This is a genomic window from Marinobacter sp. M1C, from assembly GCF_023314135.1.
Classification (GTDB): Bacteria; Pseudomonadota; Gammaproteobacteria; order Pseudomonadales; family Oleiphilaceae; genus Marinobacter.
Genome location: NZ_CP092289.1, coordinates 1,140,859 through 1,165,381 on the forward strand (window position 1 = coordinate 1,140,859; position 24,523 = coordinate 1,165,381).

General features: G+C 52.2%; 25 protein-coding genes, 4 tRNA genes and 1 pseudogene. 10 read left to right on the forward strand and 20 right to left on the reverse strand.

The features are described 5' to 3' along the window. The 4 genes and pseudogenes from MIH19_RS05555 to purE all read right to left on the reverse strand — a co-directional run. Nucleotides 1-303 (reverse strand): annotated as a pseudogene (locus MIH19_RS05555) (LemA family protein); the annotation flags it as partial. Nucleotides 304-505: 202 nt separating this feature from the next. Further along, nucleotides 506-1,084: a Fe-Mn family superoxide dismutase gene (locus MIH19_RS05560; RefSeq protein WP_249007921.1), complete on the reverse strand. Its 579-nt coding sequence runs from the start codon at nucleotides 1,082-1,084 to the stop codon at nucleotides 506-508. Between the two features lie 108 nt (nucleotides 1,085-1,192). Continuing rightward, nucleotides 1,193-2,311: a 5-(carboxyamino)imidazole ribonucleotide synthase gene (locus MIH19_RS05565; protein ID WP_249007922.1), complete on the reverse strand. Its 1,119-nt coding sequence runs from the start codon at nucleotides 2,309-2,311 to the stop codon at nucleotides 1,193-1,195. A gap of 134 nt (nucleotides 2,312-2,445) precedes the next feature. Next, nucleotides 2,446-2,937: a 5-(carboxyamino)imidazole ribonucleotide mutase gene (gene purE, locus MIH19_RS05570; protein ID WP_249007923.1), complete on the reverse strand. Its 492-nt coding sequence runs from the start codon at nucleotides 2,935-2,937 to the stop codon at nucleotides 2,446-2,448. A 109-nt stretch (nucleotides 2,938-3,046) separates the two neighbouring features. On the opposite strand from purE, the gene MIH19_RS05575 reads away from it, so the two are divergent. The 4 genes from MIH19_RS05575 (at nucleotide 3,047) to MIH19_RS05590 (ending at nucleotide 4,523) form a co-directional block, all read left to right on the forward strand. Further along, nucleotides 3,047-4,045 carry a hypothetical protein gene (locus MIH19_RS05575; RefSeq protein WP_249007924.1) on the forward strand — a complete coding sequence of 333 codons (999 nt, stop codon included), beginning with the start codon at nucleotides 3,047-3,049 and terminating at the stop codon, nucleotides 4,043-4,045. A 176-nt stretch (nucleotides 4,046-4,221) separates the two neighbouring features. Then, nucleotides 4,222-4,297, forward strand: a tRNA-Val gene (locus MIH19_RS05580). 66 nt (nucleotides 4,298-4,363) lie between these two features. Further along, nucleotides 4,364-4,440 (forward strand) — tRNA-Asp (locus MIH19_RS05585). Nucleotides 4,441-4,447: 7 nt separating this feature from the next. Continuing rightward, nucleotides 4,448-4,523, forward strand: a tRNA-Val gene (locus MIH19_RS05590). 65 nt (nucleotides 4,524-4,588) lie between these two features. Here the strand turns inward: MIH19_RS05590 and MIH19_RS05595 are convergent. Beyond that, a complete protein-coding gene (locus tag MIH19_RS05595; RefSeq protein ID WP_249007925.1) occupies nucleotides 4,589-5,992 on the reverse strand; it encodes a 3-oxoacyl-ACP reductase in 1,404 nt (467 codons plus the stop codon). A 236-nt stretch (nucleotides 5,993-6,228) separates the two neighbouring features. Here MIH19_RS05595 and MIH19_RS05600 point away from each other — a divergent pair. Next, a tRNA-Met gene (locus MIH19_RS05600) sits at nucleotides 6,229-6,305 on the forward strand. A 119-nt stretch (nucleotides 6,306-6,424) separates the two neighbouring features. Here MIH19_RS05600 and MIH19_RS05605 read toward each other — a convergent pair. The 14 genes from MIH19_RS05605 to MIH19_RS05670 all read right to left on the reverse strand — a co-directional run bounded on the left by MIH19_RS05605 (nucleotide 6,425) and on the right by MIH19_RS05670 (nucleotide 18,416). Beyond that, entirely contained in the window at nucleotides 6,425-6,784 is a 360-nt protein-coding gene (locus MIH19_RS05605; RefSeq protein ID WP_249007926.1) for a hypothetical protein, read from the reverse strand. A 494-nt stretch (nucleotides 6,785-7,278) separates the two neighbouring features. Continuing rightward, the gene (locus MIH19_RS05610) at nucleotides 7,279-9,159 is read right to left on the reverse strand and encodes a head maturation protease, ClpP-related (protein ID WP_249007927.1); all 1,881 of its coding nucleotides are present in this window, start codon (nucleotides 9,157-9,159) and stop codon (nucleotides 7,279-7,281) included. 76 nt (nucleotides 9,160-9,235) lie between these two features. Then, nucleotides 9,236-9,682, reverse strand: coding sequence for a hypothetical protein (locus tag MIH19_RS05615; RefSeq protein WP_249007928.1), 447 nt, complete (start codon nucleotides 9,680-9,682; stop codon nucleotides 9,236-9,238). Continuing rightward, nucleotides 9,667-10,155, reverse strand: coding sequence for a hypothetical protein (locus MIH19_RS05620; RefSeq protein WP_249007929.1), 489 nt, complete (start codon nucleotides 10,153-10,155; stop codon nucleotides 9,667-9,669). The genes MIH19_RS05615 and MIH19_RS05620 overlap by 16 nt, the downstream gene beginning before the upstream one ends. Before the next feature lie 143 nt (nucleotides 10,156-10,298). Beyond that, nucleotides 10,299-11,750 carry a YfjI family protein gene (locus MIH19_RS05625; RefSeq protein ID WP_249007930.1) on the reverse strand — a complete coding sequence of 484 codons (1,452 nt, stop codon included), beginning with the start codon at nucleotides 11,748-11,750 and terminating at the stop codon, nucleotides 10,299-10,301. Then, entirely contained in the window at nucleotides 11,747-12,721 is a 975-nt protein-coding gene (locus MIH19_RS05630) for a toprim domain-containing protein (RefSeq protein WP_249007931.1), read from the reverse strand. The genes MIH19_RS05625 and MIH19_RS05630 overlap by 4 nt, the downstream gene beginning before the upstream one ends. Continuing rightward, nucleotides 12,718-12,957 carry a hypothetical protein gene (locus tag MIH19_RS05635; protein ID WP_249007932.1) on the reverse strand — a complete coding sequence of 80 codons (240 nt, stop codon included), beginning with the start codon at nucleotides 12,955-12,957 and terminating at the stop codon, nucleotides 12,718-12,720. Before MIH19_RS05635 ends, MIH19_RS05630 begins: the two co-directional genes overlap by 4 nt. Continuing rightward, the gene (locus MIH19_RS05640) at nucleotides 12,954-13,244 is read right to left on the reverse strand and encodes a hypothetical protein (RefSeq protein ID WP_249007933.1); all 291 of its coding nucleotides are present in this window, start codon (nucleotides 13,242-13,244) and stop codon (nucleotides 12,954-12,956) included. The genes MIH19_RS05635 and MIH19_RS05640 overlap by 4 nt, the downstream gene beginning before the upstream one ends. After that, nucleotides 13,241-13,435 carry an AlpA family phage regulatory protein gene (locus tag MIH19_RS05645; RefSeq protein ID WP_249007934.1) on the reverse strand — a complete coding sequence of 65 codons (195 nt, stop codon included), beginning with the start codon at nucleotides 13,433-13,435 and terminating at the stop codon, nucleotides 13,241-13,243. The genes MIH19_RS05640 and MIH19_RS05645 overlap by 4 nt, the downstream gene beginning before the upstream one ends. A gap of 111 nt (nucleotides 13,436-13,546) precedes the next feature. Next, on the reverse strand, nucleotides 13,547-14,038 hold the full coding sequence (locus tag MIH19_RS05650) for a hypothetical protein (protein ID WP_249007935.1): 492 nt from the start codon (nucleotides 14,036-14,038) through the stop codon (nucleotides 13,547-13,549). Then, nucleotides 14,035-14,349 (reverse strand): Mor transcription activator family protein, encoded by a 315-nt coding sequence (locus tag MIH19_RS05655; protein WP_249007936.1) that lies wholly within the window; start codon nucleotides 14,347-14,349, stop codon nucleotides 14,035-14,037. The genes MIH19_RS05650 and MIH19_RS05655 overlap by 4 nt, the downstream gene beginning before the upstream one ends. Further along, a complete protein-coding gene (locus tag MIH19_RS05660) occupies nucleotides 14,346-15,641 on the reverse strand; it encodes a site-specific integrase (RefSeq protein WP_249007937.1) in 1,296 nt (431 codons plus the stop codon). The genes MIH19_RS05655 and MIH19_RS05660 overlap by 4 nt, the downstream gene beginning before the upstream one ends. A gap of 271 nt (nucleotides 15,642-15,912) precedes the next feature. After that, nucleotides 15,913-17,772, reverse strand: coding sequence for a GGDEF domain-containing phosphodiesterase (locus MIH19_RS05665; protein WP_249007938.1), 1,860 nt, complete (start codon nucleotides 17,770-17,772; stop codon nucleotides 15,913-15,915). A gap of 98 nt (nucleotides 17,773-17,870) precedes the next feature. Continuing rightward, nucleotides 17,871-18,416 carry a hypothetical protein gene (locus tag MIH19_RS05670; RefSeq protein WP_249007939.1) on the reverse strand — a complete coding sequence of 182 codons (546 nt, stop codon included), beginning with the start codon at nucleotides 18,414-18,416 and terminating at the stop codon, nucleotides 17,871-17,873. A gap of 377 nt (nucleotides 18,417-18,793) precedes the next feature. On the opposite strand from MIH19_RS05670, the gene MIH19_RS05675 reads away from it, so the two are divergent. After that, nucleotides 18,794-20,875: an EAL domain-containing protein gene (locus MIH19_RS05675; protein WP_249007940.1), complete on the forward strand. Its 2,082-nt coding sequence runs from the start codon at nucleotides 18,794-18,796 to the stop codon at nucleotides 20,873-20,875. Between the two features lie 338 nt (nucleotides 20,876-21,213). Here the strand turns inward: MIH19_RS05675 and MIH19_RS05680 are convergent, their stop codons facing one another. Beyond that, entirely contained in the window at nucleotides 21,214-21,678 is a 465-nt protein-coding gene (locus MIH19_RS05680; RefSeq protein WP_249007941.1) for a helix-turn-helix domain-containing protein, read from the reverse strand. A 245-nt stretch (nucleotides 21,679-21,923) separates the two neighbouring features. On the opposite strand from MIH19_RS05680, the gene MIH19_RS05685 reads away from it, so the two are divergent. From MIH19_RS05685 to MIH19_RS05700, 4 genes are all read left to right on the forward strand, one after another. After that, the gene (locus MIH19_RS05685; RefSeq protein WP_249007942.1) at nucleotides 21,924-22,715 is read left to right on the forward strand and encodes a hypothetical protein; all 792 of its coding nucleotides are present in this window, start codon (nucleotides 21,924-21,926) and stop codon (nucleotides 22,713-22,715) included. A gap of 124 nt (nucleotides 22,716-22,839) precedes the next feature. Beyond that, entirely contained in the window at nucleotides 22,840-23,109 is a 270-nt protein-coding gene (locus MIH19_RS05690) for a hypothetical protein (RefSeq protein ID WP_249007943.1), read from the forward strand. 11 nt (nucleotides 23,110-23,120) lie between these two features. Beyond that, nucleotides 23,121-24,092, forward strand: coding sequence for a hypothetical protein (locus MIH19_RS05695; protein WP_249007944.1), 972 nt, complete (start codon nucleotides 23,121-23,123; stop codon nucleotides 24,090-24,092). After that, nucleotides 24,089-24,448 carry a hypothetical protein gene (locus tag MIH19_RS05700; protein ID WP_249007945.1) on the forward strand — a complete coding sequence of 120 codons (360 nt, stop codon included), beginning with the start codon at nucleotides 24,089-24,091 and terminating at the stop codon, nucleotides 24,446-24,448. Before MIH19_RS05695 ends, MIH19_RS05700 begins: the two co-directional genes overlap by 4 nt. The last annotated feature ends 75 nt before the right edge of the window (nucleotides 24,449-24,523 follow it).

Consider the following 24,523-nt stretch of genomic DNA (forward strand, 5'->3'; position numbering starts at 1 on the left):
GTCGGCGCCGCCCAAGCGTTGAATACGCTTGCCGTCATCGGGATTTTTAGCCGCTTCCTGCTGTGCATCAACGGCGTTGTTACGGGCGTTCATCACTTGGGTGAGGGTGTTTTTTTCATGGCTTAAATAGGCTTTGGCGGATTCTACTATATTGGGGATCAGGTCGTGGCGGCGCTGCAGTTGCACATCAATTTGGGAAAATCCGTTGCGGAACTGGTTGCGCAACGCCACCAGCCGGTTGTAGATAATGATCAGGAACAGGGCAATGGCGGCAATAATAATCAGGCCGATCGTAGTTGTCATGGCGTGTCCTTTAGGTGTTTTTAAAAACGGGGACTAGTCCCCATAAAGCCTAACGGCTTGATAGCGTAAAAACACTGACCTGTGTGGCAACTTTGTTCGGAAACCGGTGTTCGCTGTTTTTCGCCCACAAAAATACCCGCACTGAGCGGGCATTTTTGTATAACGGATAAGGGACGGATTTGAAATCCGTCCCTGGTTTTACCTAAGCCAAATTTTTGTTCACGAAGTCCCAGTTTACCAGCTTCCAGAAAGCAGCTAGATAATCTGGACGTGAGTTGCGGTAATCCACGTAATAGGCATGTTCCCAAACGTCAACCGTCATCACCGGCTTGTCTGCGCCAGTCAGCGGGGTCTCTGCGTTGCTGGTGTTTGCAATGGCAACACTGCCGTCGGCTTTCTTAACCAGCCATGTCCAGCCAGAACCGAAGTTGTTGGCGGCTTTGTCGTTGAATTCTTTTTTGAAGGCATCGAAAGAACCGAAGGCTTTTTCAATGGCGTCTTTGGCTGCGCCGGTTGGCTCGCTGCCGCCTTTGGGGCTCAGGCAGTGCCAGTAGAACGTGTGGTTCCACACCTGGGCTGCGTTGTTGAACAGCGGGCCGCTGGCGCTTTTGATGATGTCTTCCAGCGACTTGTTGGCGTCGTCGGTACCTTCAACCAGGCCGTTCAGCTTGGTGACATAGGTGTTGTGATGCTTACCGTAGTGATAATCCAGAGTTTCCGCGGAAATGTGCGGTTCCAGAGCGTTTTTTGCGTACGGCAGTGCAGGTAGTTCAAAGGCCATGAGGTCGTTCTCCGTTTTCTCTCGATTTTATATGGATAGCTTTGTTATCAGAGCTTCGTTATCAATGCTTCGCTACAACTACTAACTATAGGTCCGCTTTGAGCCAGATCAACCCTTTGAAATTAAGGAACTGTTAAATTCCGGGCAACCGGGCAAAAATTGAGCGCAATTAAGCACTCGCCACACCAGCTCTTGGTAACTGTCGGCCAGAATATTCACGTGGCCCAGTTTGCGACCAGGTCGCTCCTGTTTGTTATACAGGTGAACATGGGCGTAGGGCAGTTGCAAAATTCGTTCGATCTCGCCGTGCTCGCCAATAATATTGATCATGCAGCTAACGCCTCGCGGTTCTACGTTACCCAGAGCGTGTCCACTGACGGCACGTACGTGATTTTCAAACTGGCTGGTCATGGCGCCTTCTATGGTCCAGTGCCCGGAATTGTGCACTCTCGGCGCCATTTCATTCGCCACCAGGCCGTTTGTCGTTTCAAACAACTCAAGCGTTAATACGCCCACGTAGTCCAATTCGGTCAGTAAGCCGCGGATATAGTCTTCTGCTTCGCTTTGCAGGTGGGGTTGTAATTTTGGCGCAGGGGCAACTGAGTAGCGCAGAATGCCCTGATGGTGGTCGTTATCCGCCATGGGGTAAAACGCCACATCGCCGCACTCGGCGCGCACGGCAATAATCGACAGTTCGCGGTTGAAGTCGACAAACTTTTCGACCATCAGGCGTGAATGGCCAATACTCTGCCAAGCGGCGGCAGCGTCTTCCGGGCTTTTCAATACGGCCTGGCCTTTGCCGTCGTAGCCTTCGGTGTTGGACTTGGCGACGACCGGGCAGCCCAGTTCTTTAGCGGCGGCCCGCAGGGCTTCGGCGCTGTCTGCGATTTTCCATTGCGGTGTAGGAATCCCCAGCTGGCCAAACAGTGTTTTTTCAGCTTCGCGGTTCTGACATATCTGTAATGCGCGCGGGCAGGGATGCACGGTGGTTTTCGCGGCAATGCGTTCTGCCACTTCTACCGGCAGGTGTTCAAATTCGTAAGTTACGCGGTCAACCTTGCTCAGAAACTCGTCCAGCCTTTGGCCTTTGGGGTCGCTGATGGTTTCGCCTATGCCGGCACTGGGGCTGCCAGACATATCGTAGAATACAAACTCTTTGGCCAGTGGGTAACCTGCCAGGGCGAGCATTCTTCCCAGTTGGCCGGCGCCTAGTACGCCAATTCTCATTTGTTTTCTCCTGTCATTTTGGTTCGCAACTTAATTTGAGTGCTGCCCCATCCGTGCTGGCTGGCTTCTGTGCTGAATTCATTACAACATCGTGCGTTTCGGTGAAAATCTGCTCATTGATTCTGGCGCTACCGTTACGGAACCGACGGATCCGGGTTGTCCAGAATCGTTTGTGTTTGCGTGCTGCGGAATTCGTCAACAGCTTGGCGCACGGTCTGGTCAAAGGTGCCGATAATCTGCGCGGCGAGCAAACCCGCGTTGGTGGCGCCGGCGTTGCCGATGGCCAGGGTGCCCACGGCGATGCCGCCAGGCATTTGTACGATAGACAGCAGTGAGTCCAGTCCGCTCAGGGCCTTGGACTGTACGGGCACGCCAAGCACCGGTAAAGAGGTCTGTGAGGCTACCATGCCCGGTAGGTGGGCTGCACCGCCGGCGCCGGCTATGATAACTTTCAGGCCGCGGTCGGCTGCGGTTTTGGCGTATTCGAACAGCAGGTCGGGGGTACGGTGGGCGGAAACGACTTTGGTTTCATAGGCGACGCCAAGCTTGTCGAGCATGTTGGCGGCGTTTTCCATGGTGGGCCAGTCGGATTTGGAACCCATGATGAGTCCTACCAGCGGTTGCATAAGCAACAATCCTTCGATGATTGGAAAGCCGGCTATTGTATGATGTGGCCCAAAGCCATGCAATCAGCGCGGCGTAAGCGCAGAACAGCGACTCAGTTAAGGACCCGATATGGAACCTATTCGACCAGATAACGATGAATTAAGAGCCGAGCGGCCGGATAGCCCAATGGGCTCTGCGAGGGCTGTGGGCAGCGCCAAACCTGCGCCAGCCAGCCAGAGCAAGCCGACGAAGGCCCCTGAAACCCCGAAAGCCGCGGCCGGTAGCGGGTCGAAAGGCAGCAATAATGGCAAGGGCGGAGCAGGGATTTTGTGGCTGCTGGTTATTGTGTTGGCGTGTGTGGCCGTTGGCGGCTGGTACATTCAGGGTCAGCGTATTCAAGCGCTGGAAAGCCAGGTGGAGGAAGCCGACAGCTGGGTACGCCAAAGCAAGCTGGCGCTGGCGCGATTTGAGGGTACCTTGTCTGAGACCGGCGAGAACCTTCAGGACGCCGGTGTGTCTTTGGATGAGCAACTGGCGTCACAGAAGACGCGGCTGGATAACGCCGATAGTGAAATTCGTAAACTGTGGGTTATTGCCAATGAGCGTAACAAGCAGCAGTTAGAGCAGCAGGCGGCGGCGATTAGCGAACTTGAAACGGCACTTGGCAAAAATCGCAACGATTTGGTGAGTGTTCAGACCTCGGTGGCGAGCGCAGAAACGGCTTTGAGTGAAGCCGTAAAACGGCAACAGAGCGAGCGCACCGAGCTTGCGGCCCAGGTAAGTGCTGTTCAGACCAGTGCATCGTCGCTTAAAACGGAGCTGGCTGCGGCAAATCAGAAAACTGAGACCTTAGCCAAGAGCGTTGACGAACGCATTGCAGCGCCCATCCGCCGTTTTGAGCAAGAACAGAAACTGACCACTAGCAGTATTGAAAGCCGTATTGCCGCCCTGGAAAAAAAGGTCACAAGCACAACCAGTGGTAACGGGCTGGACACCGTGCAGATGGAAATCGCCGGGCTGAAAAAAACCGTTGAGGTGATTGATTCGTCGCGCTCGCAAATGACATCGCGCCTGGTGCGATTGTCGCAGGAAGTGAATGACGTGCAGGCGAAGCTCGCAGGCCAGTAGACAGATCGGTAAATAGGTCAATGAATGAACGGATTTCCGGCGTGACGGCTTTTTAAGGGAATTTTAGGCAAAACATTTGACACCGGAGCAGAAATACTTAGAATGCGCAGCTCACTTGTTTGAGACACATTTGCCAAGTGGCAGATGCAAGCAGTGAATCTTTGAAAGGCCAAAGCGGGCGGTTAGCTCAGCTGGGAGAGCATCGCCCTTACAAGGCGAGGGTCACTGGTTCGATCCCAGTACCGCCCACCACTTAACTTTCAAAGATCTGTCAGGCACACTACCTGACATTGCATTCGGGTAAATCCGGATGGCTGCGGAGCGGTAGTTCAGTTGGTTAGAATACCGGCCTGTCACGCCGGGGGTCGCGGGTTCGAGTCCCGTCCGCTCCGCCAACTATCTGGGTGGTTAGCTCAGCTGGGAGAGCATCGCCCTTACAAGGCGAGGGTCACTGGTTCGATCCCAGTACCACCCACCATATTTGAAAAACGGGCAGCCCCATTGAGGCTGCCCGTTTTTTATGCGTGACGATAACCGCCGGCGTTAGGCGCCCAACAGAGACTGCCCGCAAACCCGCACCACATTGCCGTTTAGGCCACCCGACCCCGGACTGCAAAGCCAGCTGACGGTTTCGGCCACATCCACAGGCTGCCCCCCTTGGGACAGGCTGTTTATGCGTCGCCCAGCTTCGCGAACGCCTATGGGCATGGCGTCTGTCATTTTAGTTTCAATAAATCCGGGCGCAACTGCGTTTATGGTGGTGCCGTTTTTGAGCTGCCGAGCCTCAGCCTGTACATAGCCAATAAGCCCGCTTTTTGCCGCGGCGTAATTGCTTTGCCCGCGATTGCCGGCAATACCGCTAACCGATGACAGGCACACAATGCGCCCGTTAGCGTGCAATAACTCATGCCGTTGAATTCTTTCGGTAATAGCCATGGCCGCTGTCAAATTCACACTGATGGCCGCGTTCCAAGACTGCTCTGGCATATTGCCCAGGGTTTTGTCGCGGGTAAGGCCGGCATTGTGAATCAGCAGGTCCACGCCACCGAGCTGCTCAATAAACGTGGCTATCAGCTGGGGCGTATCGGCTTCAGTAATGTCCAGCGCCAGGGCATGGCCTTTCAGGCTTTGCATCTGTTGTTGTAATTCTTGCCGCGCGGCGGGCAAGTCCACGCCGATGACGGTAGCGCCGTCGCGGCTTAAGGTTTGTGCGATGGACAGGCCAATACCGCGGGCTGCGCCGGTCACCAGGGCCAGCTTGCCGGTGAGAGGCGCCACAGGGTTGGAGGCTGCTGTGCTGGTACTTTTATCGATCTGGGTAACCTGTCCGGACACATACGCTGATTTTGCGGACAGAAAAAACCGTAGGCTGGTGTTCAGGTTATTTTGGGCGCCAGTGGCTACCCTTAGCAGGTTTGCAGTGGCACCTTTATTGCCAATCTCTTTCGCGACGCTGCGCACGAACCCTTCTAAAGCCTGTTGTGCCGCCGCATGGGCCGGCTTACGGCAATTTTTTACGGGCTGGCCTAGCACTACTACGCGCCCGTGCTGAGCCAAGCTTTTTATACTGGCGTGAAAAAACTGATACATCCCGCTCAGCTCTTCGGGCGTGTTGATGCCGCTGGCGTCAAACACCAGGGCAGAAAAATGGCCAGGCTTGCTCAGCGGCAGAACCATGGGTTTCGTCCGGTTTCCAGCCTTGGCTGAATCCACCAGACGTTTATCGCCGCTGGCGTGATAGAGCGTAGCCGCACTGGCGCCCAGTGTTCGCCCAACCTCGGAAATCAGCTTCCCGCCGCCTGCGGCGCCCAGCAGAACATCACCTTCAATGAATGGCTGGTCTACTCGTTTTAGCCGCCGCAAAGGTACCGGTGAGGGCAAGCCCAAGGTATTGGCTGCGGTTTGGCCGAGTGAGGTGTTGATCAGCTTGAAATACAGATCCGACATGGCAGTGATCCTCTGGCGATGATGACGTTTCCTTTGAGCAGGTGATGTAAATCATACTCCTTTTGGGCATAGCCCCAAGGATGCTGCTGGAGGGGATTGGCAAGGGGTCGAGCCGGCTCGCGCGATTTATGGCTCATTGCTAATTTAGCCTTTGACACCGGGGCGCTCAATCCGTACTATGCGTTTCACGTTGATTAGAGGCAGAGAAAAAAGCCTTTAGTAAACAAACAGTTTGATGCGGGGTGGAGCAGTCTGGTAGCTCGTCGGGCTCATAACCCGAAGGTCGTAGGTTCGAATCCTGCCCCCGCTACCATATTATCAATTAAACCAGTCACTTACGGCTGGTTTTTTTGTTTGCGTATCTTTCTACCTATCATCAATAAAGTTATGTCATGTTCCGCCTTGCGGCTGGCTCGTACATGCTTTTTGCGATCAGGGTAGGCCCATCAGCTTTTTCCAAGCGATTGCAGATCGTTCAGCAGATCCATCCCGCCAAGCTTTGGCGCGGGCCTGGTCTTCCTCGATCGTTGCAACACTCCAGTAGCAAACTGCCGGGCGCTTGTAGTGTCCGAACTTTGGGACCTCGCAAGTCTGGGCCCTCATTATCGTTTCGCTTTTCACGAGCCCCTGGTTTTCCATCAGCTTCAAAGCTCTTGATGTATTCCGAACATGGCCGCCTATCAGCAGGACAACATCAGCCGCGCAATACGGTGGCGGGCCATACTCGAGGTATCCGCCATTGTGATAGTCGCCGCGCAGAGCTTTCAGAATCTGGCGTTTGTTTTCCGTCATTCGCATAAGGTCAGCCCAACGGTGGTTGTCATTAAGAAATACTTACTCAACTGAACGGTGGTTGTCATTAAGGAATAAATCAAAAGGTACTCCAGGGAGTCAGGTGTTACGGGTAGCGCGGAGCGCAATCTTTGAGAGTTTTTGGAGTGTTCCCGGCTTTGTTTATTACTGCGTGGTGCTGGCGGATCGGGCGAACCCCAACAACAACCGCTATGTAGTTCAAAAAACTCTCAAGAACCGCGATTCCGCGTACCCGTACGGCCCTATAGCCCAGGAGTACCTTTTGATTTTTTTCTGGATATGGGGGGGTAGCGTACTGACAAGACTGACAAGTAATGCGCTGGGCACGGAAGTTATAACCAGAGAGGTGCATTGCTAGAAGGGTGCAAAGTGGGCACCTTGCCGCCAGCTGCCAAGCCTGATCCCGTAATACTGGCGTCCGGTGGTGCCCATGCCCTGCGAGGAACCAACTCCAGGGCCCGGTTACTGCTGTGTTATTGGGCGATCTGTAGCTTCACCAGGCCGCGATAGTCTACCGGCACTGCGGCAAACTCCATGCGGGACTTAACGTGCAGTCCGTCAACCTCCCAGCCTTCGCGCTGTTCAAAGTAAGGGCGTTCTTCACCAGCCAAGTATGCACGGGTAATGGTGTCTATCTGACTCGGGCTTGCAGCCAGGTAACAATCACTGCCTACCTCATCCAAGCGCGAATCAACCACCAGAGTCAGACCACGGATAAACGAGGGGTTTACGGTGTCGTTGGCCTTGCTTGGGTCTACCAGTGTGGCCAGCAGCTGCTCGGCCTGGGTTTCCAGTGCAGCCGGTACGATTAGGAATTGCGGAACCACGTTGATGGGCGCGGCGCTGTTGATGCCTTTCTGCATACGCATAAGGGTGCGGCCCTGGGCGATTGCTTCCACGTTTAGCGCGGTCAGGCCGGACACGATGTTGCCGTGGGTGGCATGAAACAGGGCCACGTTGTCCGCCAGATTCGGGTTACCGGTCAGCACCTGATACACCAGATCAGCTTCCTTCCGCTTGGCAGACTTGCCAAATGCTGCTGGCAGCCGGGTGAATGCGCTCAGGTCGTCGTTAATGATGGCCTCGCGGGTCAGCGTAAACAGCCGTCCATACTTCTCAATTCGGAAGGTCATACCGCTGTCGCTGAATGAGCCCTCGGTGTACTCGCCGCCTTCGTTCACTTTCAACAGGTCAGGCGCTTCGGATAGCTGTACCAGTGATTGCGGTTTGAAGTCTTGAACTTCGGTTTCACCTGTCCAAATCTCGTGAGAACCGAACTCGTCCTGGTACGCTTCACGCAAGCTCTTGCCAGCCACGTTACCCAGCAAAGAACCAAAGTCGCTTGTGGTGTGATGAACAACGCTGCTCATTGCAAACGCTTTATCAATAACCTGGCGTGGGCTCATCATATCGGTTGATATGCCATTCAGGGTCAGGTGTTGGCGGGCAATGCCTACCGGGTTACTACGTGACATTGCGCGGGCGGCATCGCTGGCGTTCTTCACCGGCATGTTATTGCGCAACAGCAGTGCGTCGGTGGCATCGTTCATAAAACTTTCAGTGCGGTTGTCCATGGTGCTGATTCTCGTGCTGTGGGTGTAGATGGGTTCGGATCCTTCGGCCATTTTGGCCAGGATGTATTCGCCTGCTTTGGCGCGGGTGTTGCAGCCAGCGGTCAGAACTTCATCCAAGCTAATTCCGTTTTCAATACGGTTTTGATTGCCTCGGGCTAACAGGGCTTTGATGTCCGCCAGCTCGCCCGCCTGCTCCTGGTGCTTTTTCAATAGATGCTCGGGGACGTTGTTAAAAACGCTCAAATCTGCGCTTGCCGCAATGGCCATACTTCCCGCGATTTCGTCAGCAAAGCCCAGCGCGACAGCTTCCTGTGCATTCATCCAGGTTTCAGCGGTCAGCATGTCGTTGATGCGGTTATCGGCCAAGCCGGTCTTTTTGATGTAAGCCTGAGTCAGCGTGGGTTGAAACTTGTCCAGCACTTCGCCCGCCTTGCGCATATCGTCAGAGGTGCCTACGGCGGCGCTCCAGGGGCGGTGGATCATCATTAGGGCGTTTTCCGCCATAACGACTTTACCGCCAGCCATTGCAATAACAGACGCTGCGCTGGCGGCTATGCCATCCACATAGCAAACCACGTCGGAGCATTGCAGTAGGGCGTTGTAAATGGCCAGGGCGTGGGCCATGTCGCCACCACCGGAATTGATGCGAACGTGAACAGTCTGGGTCAGGTCTAGGGTTTTTAGCTTGTCGACGAATCCTTGCGCAGATATATCGAGTTCGCCAATGGCTTGGTAGATGTAAATTTCGTTGGTTTCGTGAAGGGCTTTAATTTGTGTCATCGGCTGGCTCCTTGGTTGATACCTTCCAGCCTACCGAATTGATTTGTTTCCGATATAAGAGGGCTTTGACCTGAATTTATGGGGTTTCCCGCTTAATGATGTCCTGAACACTTTTCCAGTGCAGGGCCATGGTGGTGTTGCCCCGGTCATCGGTGCAAAGCCGCCGCAGGCGCATCAGCAGAATGCGGGCCTCGTGGTTTTCAACTTCGGGAACGCCGGTGCTTATGCTGTGGCTAATGACCATTGCCCGTTGGCATTTTTTCAGCCCGGCTAGCTTGCTGGCTGCTCCGCAAATCAGCCGGTTCCGTTCTTCACGCCGCCAGGCGTTGCGCAGCAGCTCCGGCGCTTTACCCTGGCCAACCGCCAGCCCCAGCCCTTCATCCACGGTGCGCACACTTCCAGCGCGGCACAGCTTGAAGCCGTGCAGCAACCAGTCGCGTAAGTCGTCCTCCAGCTTGTCCCTCGTTTCTAGTGTGGCTATCAGTTCGTTTACGGCCTGCATGGGAGTTATCTGGCGCTGCATGATGAACGCTCCCCAGCTTTGGCTTGGTGGGTGTCCAAATAAGTTTGCCGATATTGTTGGCCGTCCTTGCAGTAATGGCCCTGTGGCGCTCGGCAGGCGCTACAGTCCATAACGTGATTGATGAACAGTTCATGGGCAGTTTCCCAGCTCTCGCGCCAGTCCGCAGTGTCGTCGGCGTTTTGGCGGCGTCTATTGGCGACCTGTTCCATTAGCCGGTCAAGATGCCACTGCGGATCAACAAGTGGTTTGCGGTCTGCCTTCATGGCGTTTAGATAGTCCGCAAGCTGGCTAGCCGTGATAAGGCCGGCCCCGATTTGCTCCTGGTCATCATCCGACAAAAGCGCCAGCACCATATGACGGTCGGCATTCAGCTGGCGGGTTACTTGGTCGATTACCTGCGTTTTCTGGATATGGGGGGGTAGCGTACTGACAACACTGACAGAACCACCTTTGTCAGCGTTGTCAGTTAGCACCCCCCGCGTATCTGAATAAACATCAGTGTTTTTTTTCTGGAAATGGGGGGGTAGGGCACTGACAACACTGACAGAACCGCCCTTGTCAGTTTTGTCAGTAGGGATACCCCCCGTTTCAGATATTTTTTTAAGCCAGCGGCCCATCACGTACCCCCGTTGAACTGGTAGATGAAACGGTTGGTGTCTGGCTCTGGCCATGACTTAACGATGTGATAGTGATCTTCCAGCACTTCCAGGGCTGCGGCCACGTCTTCTTTGGTGGTCAAGCCAGCCCATCCTTTGCGCTGAATGTCCCGTGGTTTGAATAGCCCGGGTATCTGGTCACGGCGTCGTAAGATTAGCTTTGCGCCTTCAACACCGCCTTGTGTGGCTATGCTGTAAAACCGGTCTGAATGGCTCCTGAGGTAATCCATAAAGTCGAGGGCCATGGCTGTGGCCTCGGTGCCTATCGTTGCACCACGATTGCCGCAGAGCTCAAAGATCAGAGCAATAGCGGCGGCTGCCTTCGGTAGCTTTACCAGGTGGCTTTCAATGGCGGGATGTAGGTCGCCAGAGCGGGCTTCTATCTGGGTTTCCGTGTACCACTGAATAAAGCTTTCCCGGGCATCATCCGAAAACGTCATGGGTTCGCTGTAGCGCTCGAGGTCCGCCAGCTCCATGAACAGCGCTCTATAGTTCTCGTGAGCTACCTGGCTGCGCTGGCGGTCCCTGTATTCCCAGGCTGCGTCAACGTCTGGCCATACGGTGAGCTGAAAGCGTTGAATCAGTCCATCGTCTTCACTGCCGGTAATGGCACCCCGGATCAATGGCGCTATCTTGCTGGGTTGGATACCACCGATAATGGCCAGGGTGGTCGAGTGAACATCAATGGTCCCGCGGCCAATACGATCAACGGTGAAGCTGCCATTACCATCAAAGCATTCCAGGTAAAAAGCCCGTTCTGCTTTGGCATCGTCACGGCTCATGCGAGCAAGCCAGCCGGAAAGCTCGTCACGTTCAAGCAATAGGCCGGCTGGGTTTTCATTCATCAGGTCCGCCAGCTTTTCCATGGTCGTGTCGTTCACCACCAAGCGCTTTCGTGTGGGTTGTTCCGGTTGCTGCATGCCATCACGAAGGGTCTGTAAAGCCAGGTCGGCGTTTCCGGCTTTGTGTGCTTTCTTTGCGGCGTCCTTGGCCGATTTTGAGGCAATGTCCGCCAGCTCTAGCTCTGCCTGGTAGTTTTCCCGCTCGCCTTCAAAGTCTTCACGGTAACTATTTTCCAAGGCGTGAAGCGGTGACAGTGCAGCCTTCATGCTCGGGCTTTTCATTGCAGACGGCCGGCCAATAATTGCGCCCCATAAGTTCGGCACAATCTCCCAATCATCGTTGGCTTTGGGTCGAACTCGAACCTTGTTACCGATTACGGCGGACAGTGAGCAAATCGCGGATATCGCCACGAAGTCTGGCGGGCATTGCATACGCTCTGCGGTATCGGCTACAAAATCACGGATACGCGGGGGCAGCGCTTCAAACGGCAGCGCCATTACCGGTGGCAGATCGGGCAGGGGCTGCGGCTTTGGTGCAATGGTGGGTATTTGAGAATTCATAAAGCTCATATGGTCCCCCGTTGCCAGCTGGCCAGGTCATTGAAGTCTGAAAGGTGCTGTGGGGCGTCATGGGGGAACTTGGGCAGAGCAAAACGGCAGTTAGCGGCGTCAGCGGCGGCGCGTGCGGCTGTTTTCCCGGGGTTTCCTTTCGTCTGGCGGTCATCGTCACCGCAGATCACCACTTCCAGGGTTGGCCATGCCTGCCGGGTAGCTTTGGCCACGGCTGCCAGGTTTCCGGCGTCAATGGCGGCCAATACTAGGCAATTGGGCATTTTTTCGGCAAGAGTGCGGCCGGTGGCCCATCCCTCACAAATCAACACACGTTTTGGGTAATCCGTGCCCCCTGCAACAATGAAGTGGCCAGCTTTTTTGCCACCAGATAGCAGCCGCTTGTCACCGTCGGTGTCTATCAGTTGCAGACTCCAAACCCTGCCGGTGAAGTCGATCAGCGATAACATCAGCTTGTTACCCAGCAGCCGGGCGTTATGGGGCGTTATTCCTTTGCGTACCAGGTAGGGGTGTTCAGCAGGAGCGGGACCGGCTTTAAGCCACATCGTTTCAGCTCGAATGGCTGTGGCCTCGTGCTTGCGTTGCTGTTCTTCGTGTCGCCGGCGCTGTGCTTCCTCAATCTGGCGTTTAAGTTGGCGGCGTTCGTCTTCGGTCAACGTATCGCCGTTGCTGGCTATCCATTTCAACTCGGCGCCCGTTTTCCAGTCCCCGGCAACTGCAACAGCAGGCAGGCCACGGTTAAAGTGGACAACGATCCAACCATTATTTTTTCGGTGTTTGGTGGCCGTTTTGAATCGCACCAGCTGCCCATCCGCTAGCCGACTGATTACGTGGTTGGTGTTTAACGGTTCAATGCCTGCGCTGTGTAAGGCATCCACTAGGCTCGTTATTCGTTCGGCATAACTGGAACCGCTGTTATACTGGCGCTGGGCATGGCGCTTTGCTACTTCGGTGGCGGGCGCTTTTTTCATTTCTGGCCTGCCTTTTTGTTGATTTCATCAGCGATTGAGTCACTGATTTTTGCGGTGCTATCTGCAACAACGTACATGGCGCGTTCGAGTCCCCCCAGGGCGTATTCTGTGAGGTAGTCCGGGTGGTCTGCATTGCCAAGGAAATCGGCGCGCATTTGTTCGTAAAGAGCGGTCACCGCAGATAAGGCGGCGGTATTCGCCCGTAGCTGTTCCGCCTGGTGTTGAAGTGTTTTCATTTGGCACCCCGCTCAACCGGCTGAACGGCGTTCTCCGCGTTGTTCCGTGCAAGCATGCGCAAACTACCTTCCAGGTCAGAGTTCAACCCCTCCAGCAATTCAGCCATCAAAATGGCGGCGGACCGTGCCGCACTTATACTGCGAACATTCACGTACTCTGGGCAGTCGTCCCCGGCCTCCGCGTCTATTTCCATTTCGTGGATAAGAGCAAGTAGGTTGGCCAATTCTGCGGACTTAAGACTGGCGGCACTGGCCAGGCCTTGCAGGCTGTCGAATATTGCGCTCATGACAAAACCTCCTGCTTTGCTTCCCAGGCTTCAATGTCAGAAAGCCGCCAGCGGGTGCAGTTGGGGCTCAGTCTGACCGGTGCAGGGAAGGTGCCGGATTGAATCCAGCGCCAGGGAGTGGCCCGGGCAACGCCAAAGCGTTTTGCCAGGTCTTTATCTGAAAGGAATTTCGGGGTTTCGTGTGGTGTCATTCTCATTACTCCGCGTGATTATGTGTCGCACGGTGTAATGATGCTGGCGGGCAGCTATTGCGGGTTACTCGATAGCATTTAGAAAATTAGGGAGCTATTGGGCATCGTTAGTTAGCTTTGGCGCGCCTCCTCGATCCAACGAGTCAAAGTGGATTGCCCTGGTTCATCTAAACCAGCTTCCGTCATAATTTCTCTGGCCAGTGAGCTGGCACCGGTGCCTGGTTCGTAGGCAACCGCCAGCCTCACAGCCGCCTGGTGCAATTTCATTTCCCTGGTCCGGGCGGCAGGAAGCGTATCGGTTAACGCTATTCTGCATTCCGTTTGTGCTTGCAATGCGCTGTTCCAAGCCTCGTTGATTCGGTCGGCCATACTGCCAAACTGATCCAGTCCCAACTGCAACTCCCGGTGCAGTGGTTCAAGCGCTTTCACCAGGGCGTCAGACTTACGCAAAGCCGTTTCGAGCTTGCCTTTTAGCTCTTCGCGTTTGTTTTGAGCTTCGCCCGGTAACAGCTGTCGGCCGTCCGCCAGCTCATCCCGCCTGCGTTTCTCGTGCAGGTATTCGGCGGCATCGATTACCCATTTTTTTCGATCTAACTCACTCATTTGGCTTCACGCTCTGCTGGCGTTACGATCCGCTCGATTTGCCGCGGACTTAATCCGTGCTGGGCTGCTAGTTCGACGTGATTGTTACCCTGGAAGTTGGCGCGGATTGTTTCGTTCCGCAATAGTCTGTTTGGGCGTGGAATGTAAAGCGGCCCGCCGCCATGCTCGCGGCGAATGCCTACAGTTATTTCATCTGCCATTTTTGAAGCGGCCGCCTCGTCCATGTGCAGGCGATTTACCAGGGTAGACGCCACCAGGCGGAATAACTCATACGCTGTTTCGGTATCAGAATTGAAGACTGAGTGAATCAAGATTTACTCCCGCCAATGGCTATGATTTTTGCATCGTTGTTGTTTTGCTTACCGTAATAACAGAACCGTTCCCAGTCGTTCATCAGCTGGCGGCGCTTGTCCAGCAATTCAGAGCGAGCGTAGGCGGCCCGGGTGGCATCGCTGTTAACGTGGGCCAGGGCCAGCTCGGATACTTCGTCAGCGTATGCGGTAAATTCCCGCGTCCAGTCTTTGAATGTCGATCGGAAGCCGTGAACGGTATATGGCCGCTCCATTCGTTTCATTAAGCTGGTAAGAAAATTGTTTGACGCTATCTCGCCGCCGGCGCCGGGAAAAATGGAATCATTGGGCACACCCTGGCGAACGGATTGCAGTAATCTTACTGTCTGATCGGTCAGCGGTACGCGGTGAAGTTTGCCGCCCTTCATTTTTTCCGTGGGTATGGTCCATAAGCGTTTTTTCAAATCGATCTCGCACCAGAGCACGCCCTGTTTATTAATAGCGCGATCACCTATCACCTCGTTTGTTCGGCTTGCGGTCAGAATCAAAAACTCCAAAGCCCGGGCGGCGTTGCCGCGGCGTTTTTGCAGCTCCTGGAAAAATTGTGGAATCTCAGCGCTTGCCATTGCTTCAAAATGGCTCTTCTTCGCTATCTTGGTAGGTGACGGCAACACTTTATCCAGGTAACCGCGCCAGCGTGCCGGGTTTTCTTCACTGCGGTAACCGTGCACAGCTGCCCAACCCAAAATGGCTTCAATTCGGGCGCGAACGCGGGTGGCTGTGTCCGTTTTGGTTGTCCAAATTGGTTCGAGCACAGCTTTCACCAGGGCTAGATCAATCTGGCTTACTGGTAGTTTGCCGATCACCGGGCTGGCGTAGGTGGCCAGGCTGTTTTCCCAGTGTTTGCGCTGCCGGGGGTTTTTAAACTCTTTGGCTTTTTCAGCTATGTATTTAACCGCGGCATCATCAAACGTAATGCGGGCCAGCTGCGCCGTAACCAGGCCTATGCGAGCCTGCTGGCGTTGCTCGATAGGATCAATACCGGAACGGATCAACTCGCGATATTCTCGGGCGGTATCGCGGGCCTGCGCCAACGTCACATCAGGATAACCGCCAAGGCCAATACTTCGACGCTTGGTGCCTATGGTGGTTCGGTATATCCAGGACTTTGCGCCGGTGGGTGTGACTTGCAGAAGTAGGCCGGAAACGCCGCCAACAGAATGAAGGGCGTTGTATTCCTTTCCGGTCTTGCTGGTTGAGTGCGCCAGGCGTTTTACCTCAGCTGCACTCATTTCCTTGGTTTTCTTTGGCATCTTGTACCGCCCTATGTACCTATCAAAAATAAAGTAATTGAAAGGTACAACAACGTACGGCAAGTTACAAGATAATGGGGTAAGTGTTCGGCCTGTAAGGAGTTATTGAAATAAAAGTCTTTTATAACAGTGTGTTAGGTCGGTTTTTTGTAGCTGCCCCCGCTACCACATCTAAAAAGCAGATCAGTAAATCACTGGTCTGCTTTTTTTTGCTTGTCAAAATTCCGCCATGCCTTCAGCTTGCCCTGCTTGCGACCGGCTGCTCTAGTTGCTATTGGATAGGCTGGCCTGTGATCATTTTCTCAACTGCTATGTCATGGGCTTTCTCTACCATTAACAGGTGGTGGAGCAGTTTGGCTTCCATTGGCATGTAATAGTAAAAGCCCTGAACGTAGTCAGCGCCGTGCCGGATGGTAATATCACTTTGCTCGTGATTTTCGATACCCTCAACAATCGTTTGCACACCCATTTTGCTGGCAATGCTAATAATTCCCGCCAAAAATTGGCTTTTTTTTGCGTTTGTCTCGATGTCGGCCACAAAACAACGATCAATCTTAAGCTTGTCAATTTTCAATCGATGCAGATACTCAAGCGATGAATATCCGGTTCCAAAGTCATCCAGCGCGAATTGGAGGCCCATGTTACGAATTTTTTGGATCACGGGAACGCTTCGCTCGAAATCGATAGCAGCATTATCTTCAGTGACCTCAAGGCATATCTGACGGGCTGGAATGTGACGGCTGAGCAAATGTGCTTTAAGAATATTCGGTAGTTGCTCACAAATCATGGATGGGTTCAGATTGATCGATAAAAATCCGTTAAAATTCATTGTTGAGAATAAATGTGCAGACTCCAAAGCTGCTTGACGCAAAATCCAGATCCCCAAGTCCTTGCCCAGGCCGTTTTGCTCACAAATATTGACAATCTGGTTGGGCGGGATGTCAATTTCATCATTTAAGCGGCCTCGTAGAAGAACTTCAGCACCGGCAATCCGGGTACTGAACATCGCCGTCACGATGGGCTGATACACAAGCCAGAGTTTCAAATCGCCCTTGTTGTGACGAAGCAGTTTGACCAATTCCCGTAAAATTTCAGCCTTGGTATCAAATGCTAAGCGCATTTCGTCGTCGCTTATACGGTAGTTGATCTGTTTTTCAAGGGCATAGTTAAGCGCTCTAAGAGCGTTACGGTGGCGCGTATGCCAGCATCGAGTTGCATGGTTGTCGTTAACAGCAGGGTCTATGCCCGCAACGAAGCGGATAGGAACCTTGGTATTGCCTATCGTCCATTCAAAATTAGCTCGATTTATCAGTTGATCGATAATAGGTCCACTGTTATTCGGTGAGCTATTTTTCTTAACAATGACAAATTCGCAGTAAGACGTATGAATCAGTAAATCGTGCTTTTGAATGCTGTTGCTTAACTGCTTCGCACAGAGTTGAACTAACGTATCGGCCTCTGCGCCGCCGTGTTCTGTCAGGATTTGCTGGGAGTTTTGAATCTCTACGGCAATGTAAGTATCTGATTTTTTGACCACATATTTACGCTGCAGGTAATTGCGGTTATAAGTTCGTGTAATTGGATCTATTACGAATTGTTTACGTAAGTAAGTCAGAGCAAAAGCGTAATAGATAAGCACACCCCAGAGCATGACTAGCAACCCTACTTTTATAATCCGGAGTTGGCCCAGGTCCCTGTCATGCTGCTCGGTTATATCGCCGCTTTCACCGCCTATTAAGTTTTCGACTACCAGCTGTCTGATGTCCACGTTGATGCCGTTCCATCGTTCACGGACAAGCGCCAGCGTGGCAGTGTCTGAGGTGCCGCCAGCAATGTCCGCAACTGGCTGGCTCAGTTGATTAAACCGGGTATAAAGATCCTCAATACTCTCTGTATTAGAGCCAAGGCGCCGAAGTACAGATACCTCTGTGCTATTTAAAAGATAAGTAAAGCGACTCCACAAAATGTCATAGTGGATCTTCAGCAATAATGGGTTTGCAAGTTCTGAATCTACCAGTAACAGATATCTGTCAAACATATTGGCTTCGTCACGGAACTGTGTTAAGCCCCACGAGGCTAAGCGGATATCTTGCAACGACACGTAGTTGCGTTCGCGAGCGTTCAGATTCATAAAACTGGACGCAATAAATAACAGTGCCAGGCAAACGAAAACGCCGACAGTTATTTTGTGGGAAAACAGCCGGTGTAAAACGCTAGAGCTCGACCAGATCACTGTGACTCTCCAATAATAATATCGCTAAGTTGCCAAATCATTAGTCGATAAAAATTTTCGTTTTCAAGATCTGGCCTCTTGTTCAGCGGGAGAATGATCCAGAACGGCCCACGATCCCTGATCGACATCGGAAGGTCGTTCTTTCTTGTCGCCACGATGGCGTCGGCGTGTTTTAGCTTGCCGAACGTGGTTTGAATGGAATAGTTGTTGAGTGCAATAAGTTTTATAGGTGTACTTTCCTTTGGCTCGGCACTGAATGCAGCCGCTAAAAGATCCGCAAGGAGTGGGCCGCTGAACGTTTTCGTCCCTGGAAAAAAAGGTGAGTGGGTGGTGATGCGTTGTTGTGACAAGGCGTCCACTTTCCCCAGAGACCAGGATTGTACTAATCCGGTTGAGCTTTTTGAAATTTGGAGGCTTACCTCAGGGGCTTGAGCTCTCGCAACAAACGAGCAACATAGAAAAAATACCCCGAGTACTACAAAAAATACAGTGAGATTTCCTTTGTATTTTTTGATGAATGTAGGTGTTTCCATGTTGCTCACGCTAACCTCGCCCTTAAATCCTAAAAAAATTGATAGTTACAATACATTAAAATAGTACGTTTTTCTCTTCCATTCGATCCAGAGTCGGAAATTTTAATTTTAGAAATTTGGAACCGTTTTTATCGGTATAGACTCTAATTATTGTATAATAATCAGTAGTTTGTTTTTATTTTTGTGTTCTAGAGTGATTTTTCAGCCATGATTTTAGATCGAAAAAAAGATTTCGAATATAGAATTTTGTCAATTTTTTTCTGTTTTAAAATTTTTTACGCATTAATAGTAATATTAAATCCAACTATTATTGACAGAATAGGTTTAGAAACACTACATTTTCACTGTAAAAAGGCCCCAGGAAAAGTTGGCGTGAAAATGCAGCTATGATGTTGATCAAAGGTGGCAAGAAGTCTGTTGATACAGGTCGGCCAGTTTCGACAAAGGTGCCGAGAGCGCCTATGTTCTATTCGCAAGTTTTTTACGAGTTGCCTATCCCAGGTTTCATTGTAGATGTCGAAGCCGGTAGCAAGATCGTCGATGCCAACTGGGCGGCAGTCGATGCGTTCGACACAACGCCGTCAAAAATTATCGGTTCTGCATTTCCTGAGTTGTTTGTTGTTAATTCCCCGGACAGTTGTCTCGACCACGACCAGTTGCCTTCAATTGGCAGCGAATTTACCTGCCATTTCATGGCATCAGGTTTACAGTCTTCCATCGAAATTTCGGGTGTCTCACGTTTTGATATCGATGGAAAAACGTTCGCCACTATACTTTTCCGCCTTAAAAAACTGTCCGACTGGGTTCAGGCAGACTTGCAAGAACGAATGTTTCTGGATATTCAATCAGGCTTGCCGAATGGCTTCGCGGCAAAGCGCAAGCTGGAAATGTTTGGTCAGACAGGCTTAAGGCAGTCTAGAATTTATGCGGTCGCCATTTTTTCACTTGAAAACTGGCAGCAAACTAAGGTGCTGCCAGAGGTCAGAGTTGCTGCCATCATTTTAAAGTTGGCGCTGCGTATAAAACTTTGGGAGGAGCGCGGCGTTTTCTTGTCACGTCACGAAAAAAATGGTTTTCTTATTATTCTTCAAGACCGGGCAGACTATAAAAAGATCCTGGAAAATATTTTTGGCGACTTGTCAGAGCCCGTGGTGTTAGAAGGCAATACCTACACTTTCCCGGTAAATGCGGGTGTTTATGTCTGGAGTGTTTGGGAGCCCCCCGTGGCGCTCGAAATGCTGACCAAGGCCCGCGAGGCCCATTACCAGTCATTACTGATTGGTCTAAACAGGTGGTGTTTTTACAGCGAGGGCAAAAATCGCAAGGACTGGCAAGAAGTTGAAGGCAGGCGTATTACCGATGCATTTCGCCGCGGGGACTTCTGTCTGTACTTTCAGCCTTTGATGCAATTTAACTCTGCAGTTCCCCATAGTGCAGAAGCATTACTGCGCTGGAATGACCCAGGCAAGGGCATTAAAGAGCCTGTTGAGTTTTTGGCCAAATTAAAAAGCCTACCTATTTATGACGATATCAGTCTTTGGGTATTGGACCTGGCGCTTATCACGCTAGAGCGTTGGTACAAGTCCGGTCATTACACAAAGCTGTGTATCAATATTGAAGCAGAGCAGTTGGCGAAACCTGAGTTCGTTGAGCGAATGTTGATTGTCATGAATGGGTTTTCGTCCAGAGCCTTCAGTTTTCTCAGTATTGATATTGTAAATAGTAGCAAGCTAGCTGATTTTGGTGCCTTGGTGTCCTCACTCCGAGCACTTGGCGTTTACGGGGTGGATTTCTCAGTTGATGATTTTGTTTTCAGCGATGCTCAGCTGTTGGAAGCCAAACCGGTTTCGGTACGGTCGTTAAAGATAGCCCGCCACTGTCTGAAAAACCTGGAGCACAATTTAACTGACATGCGTTTGGTGCGAAACGTAGTTTGCCTGGCCGCTCGGCACGGCGTAACCGTGTATGCCAAAGGCGTCGAGCGCTCCGCTCAACATAACGTATTGAAAGCTTTGGGGTGTGACGGTGTGCAGGGTCATTTGCAGTCGGGCCCCCTGGTGGAAGCCGGCTTTTTGAGTTACTTGGCGACATGCGGTCAACCAGAAAATGCCGCCGAAGATGCTGAGTATCTGAAAGGTTTCTCAGAGGCTTTGTCTAATGCCCGTCGTATGCTTCAGGATAAAATTTGGGCCTGCCTTAATACCTGCAATATTCATCTAATTTCAGAATCTGTGCTGCAATCGTTGCTGATCACAATGAGTGACATTGAAGCGAGAGACTGTTTAACGGACGAAGGAATAAGCAAGGTTAAAGCAGCCGAACAAGCTGCGCGTCACACACTGAAATTGACCAGAAAAGCAACAACACTGTCTTCTACTGACGACGGTGAGAAGAGGGATAGGCTGCTGCTCAGAATTCTTGTTTCGCTTAGTGATCTGGTTGTTGCTCTTGACAACATTATTGAGTAAGCCGCAAGGGGTGGGGTGATCATATGCAACACAGGTACAATCAGGCGTCGGCGCTGCTAGGCCTTGCTATTCTATTGTTATCTTGCGCTTTGTACGTTCTTTTTCTTGAAAGGCTTTATATTCTCGCCGTTTTTCTTTTACTAATGGATTTGCTGATAGTGTACCTGGTGCTAGGTCTGATTAAACAATTTGCCAAGGATGACACCGAAAAAAATAAATTTTATCCGGTGAGGGCGAGCAATAAAGACATTATTCTGAGTGTGAGAATAAGTGAAGACGAATTGCTAATCAGAGCAGATCGTCCTTTTTATTAAGTTGTACCCAGCGAAATCCTGCCCTCAGGCCGTCTTTTTACCCGGTACGCTGCCGTCGCTTTCCTGATTGTAGAAAAACTGTGCCTGTAGGGTTTCAAATCGGTGCTCCAGCGCACGCAACCGTTGCCGGTGTGCTGCCTCACTTAGAATGTCTTCTAAATCTTCGTGGGAAAGGGTCTCAAGAATTTCGTAAATCTGCATTCGTATGACCGAATCTTCATCCGTTACGTTGTGATTAAAGGCGGCGGGGCTGGCTGAGTTGTCGCGCATCATTTGGCCTTCGCCATACAGGAGCCAGTCTAAAGAAGCACCTTTGGTTTTCGCGCACTCTACGCACAGTGCGTAAGGAACCGCTGCGCGTTGCCTCCAGGAGCTTAGCGTTTGTGGACTGATCGCGAGCGCTCGCGCTAGGTCAGCGTCCCGCTCGACGCCAAAAATCTTCTTCATCCTTGAAAGTACGATATCTACCTCAGAACTCATACTTTTCATACGTATCTCTTTTGTATCGTCATAATTATTGACAGTTCCGGCAGCATGGTACTAATATCAAGTACAAGCGGGGGCTGTCATTGCGATTTTACTTTAACTTGTTCGTCTGTTGAAAATCAAAACTGTGTCACACTTTTGTTATATGCATATATATATTAATATTTTGTAATTTACATCCGGTTCGTTGCACGGGTTGCATTTAGGATGCTCGTTTGTTTTAGAGTCTTATATCGAGAGGGTAGCACATGTTACGCAATACAAGGCTGAACAAAAAGCAACCACGCTGCAGTACAACTTTGGATTCTGCGTATTCTGCGTACGAAAGCACCCTCAAAGGCGTTGCGGTTTACAGTCGCAGAACGGATTTGGTCGGATTCGTGTTTGCCTTGGAAGGGGCAGAGTATGGTGAAGAGCCCGGTGAGCAAGGCCGCGAAGCGCTGTCGGTTGCCAGCCTGAACGAGGCGGTGGCCGGTTTAGAGCGAGTATTGTCAAGCTGCAGTTCTGCTAACAGCCTGTCGAGGCCATCGGGTTTATTTCGGTACGCCCAGATCATACTAAAAATTAATGTACGTCTGCTACTCGTTGAACGTTTCTGCCGCTTGCTTGCAGAGGCTTCAGAAACGCTTACCTTGGCGGGCTACAACCTTTCAGTTGCGGTTGACAGCAATAATCTTTTGTTTGTGCGTGAATATCGAGAGCTGCGGCAGATCATGTTCTTGTTGGCCGATGTGGGTGTCGATTTCACTCTTGAAAACCCGGCGCATGAAGCAGGCTTACCGGCGCAGATTACGGCCTTGGAAGGCGCTTTTTCTTCCGTGTCGATAACCCCGCAGTGGTTGGGTATTCATCAGTCGGAAGATATGCTGGACTTGTCGCATTACATGGCGGCCGTAAGTCGACTGAGTGTTCTGATTCATGAAAAAGGCAAACACGTCATTTACGATGGCGTTTCAAACAACTGGCAGCGCTCGTTTGTGACGTCGCTCCCGGTCAGACTGTACACAAGCCCTGGCAGCTCAGACGACATTTGTGTTTGATGGTAGGCCAAGCCCTTCAGTACCACCTTCATCAAAATCAAAGCAAACCATCTTGACTTGACCGTCTGTAAATACTACTTTTGCACATGTTAAAGAAAATTGTACGCTAATGGAGTAGGAGCAGATGGGTGGCATCCGTAAGCACTTAATGCAAATGGCGGAGCTATTTGCAGACTTTGCGAAAAACCACTCGAGCGTTGGCGGGCAAGGCCCATCACACGCTGGCTTTGCAAACCAGGACCTGTCTGCAAGGCATCTTATGCTGCAAAAGTGGAGCGGCCTAGAGCACAGCAGCATTTCCGACAACACCTTCGGTGACGGCTCCAATGTGGACGGCAGTGGGGCAGAGCCCGAAACGCTGGGAAACTTTGAAGCTTTCGATCCCCAAACCTAGGAGATTGTTTGATGCACCAAGCGCTTAGAAACGCTGCGGAAACATCCGTGGCGCAAACGGGTTCTGCAGAAGGCATTGCTGTATTACTGGAGCGACCCCCCCGCCGTGCGACCAGTGGTAAACGGCGCCTTCTGCAGATTTTAGTTGCCGCACTGGTGTTGCCAGCATCGCTGGCCCAGGGGCAAAACGCACTGTCAGAACAGGAGTTTTTGGACTACCTGCGTAGCCTGTCTCAGCCTGCCGGCAACTCAGAGCCGTCCGCGGCCCTGCAGCGGCGAATGTCCACCCTCGGACTGGGCATGATGGCGGTACCGCCGCCCAACGTGTCCACCTTTGGCATCAACAGCGGTTTTGGCCTGCCCGGGGGTTCCATGTTTGCGGCCGGCGCCATAACCGACGTGCGTGACCGCGTTCAGGGCTCCAGCATGGACGGTTCAGGCGCCGTGGGCTTGGGTTTCGGCGATGCCAGTCAATCGATAGGCGCAGATTTAAGCGTTGGTATTCTAAGTGTAGACCCAAACGACTTTGGCGAAGACGGCAACGTCAGCGCCCGGGTGTTTCGTCAGTTACCAGGATTTGGCAGCAGCGGCATCAGCAGTGTCGCCCTGGGTGTGGCTAACGCGGCAAGCTGGGGTTCTGCCAAAAACATCGACAGCAACTACTTCATTGCCGGCTCTACCATCATCGACATCAGCCTGAGCGCCTCCGGTTACCTGCCGCTGATGCTCAGCGCCGGTTATGGCACTGGCGTAAAAAATCTGGAACGCGACCCGGCCGGCTTTTTTGGCGCCGGCATTGGCTTCACCTCACGCTTCTCTGCCAGCACATCCTGGAGTGGCGACGAGGTCATGGTAGGCCTGGGTATTCGCCCATTCCTGCGCTACAACAGCCAAATAACACTCGGTATGGGCGATGTCACCAACCGGCTGGATGGCCGCCGCTGGATTATCACCGGATACTGGTTTTGGGAGGACTTATTTTGAAACCTAATCAGGCGTTACACACCGTCATTCTGTTGGTACTGGCCTTTGGCGCCGGGCTTGCCCGCAGCGGGGAAGTATCGGTTATTCCACCCACCGCCATCATAACCCCGCCAATGACCATAACCCCGCCAACGATTGTTATTCTGCCAGTTAGCCCGCCCTCGGCTGCCGCAGCTCTGCAGCGCCTGCAGGCAGTTGTTGCCTCATTCCCGCTCAGTGCTATGAGCACCCAGGGCCTGCAGCAGGCCGCCAATTTAGTGACGCAGGCGCAAGCGGCCGGCACCCTAACGCCAGCGGAACAAAACGCGTTGGCTGACCTAGCAAATAATATTCAAAACGAATTGTCCGGCCGTTAGCCGATCGGGAAAATCCTTAATATGAATACTAATGCTACAAAAAAACACGAAAATCCGATTTTTGTTACTTGTATA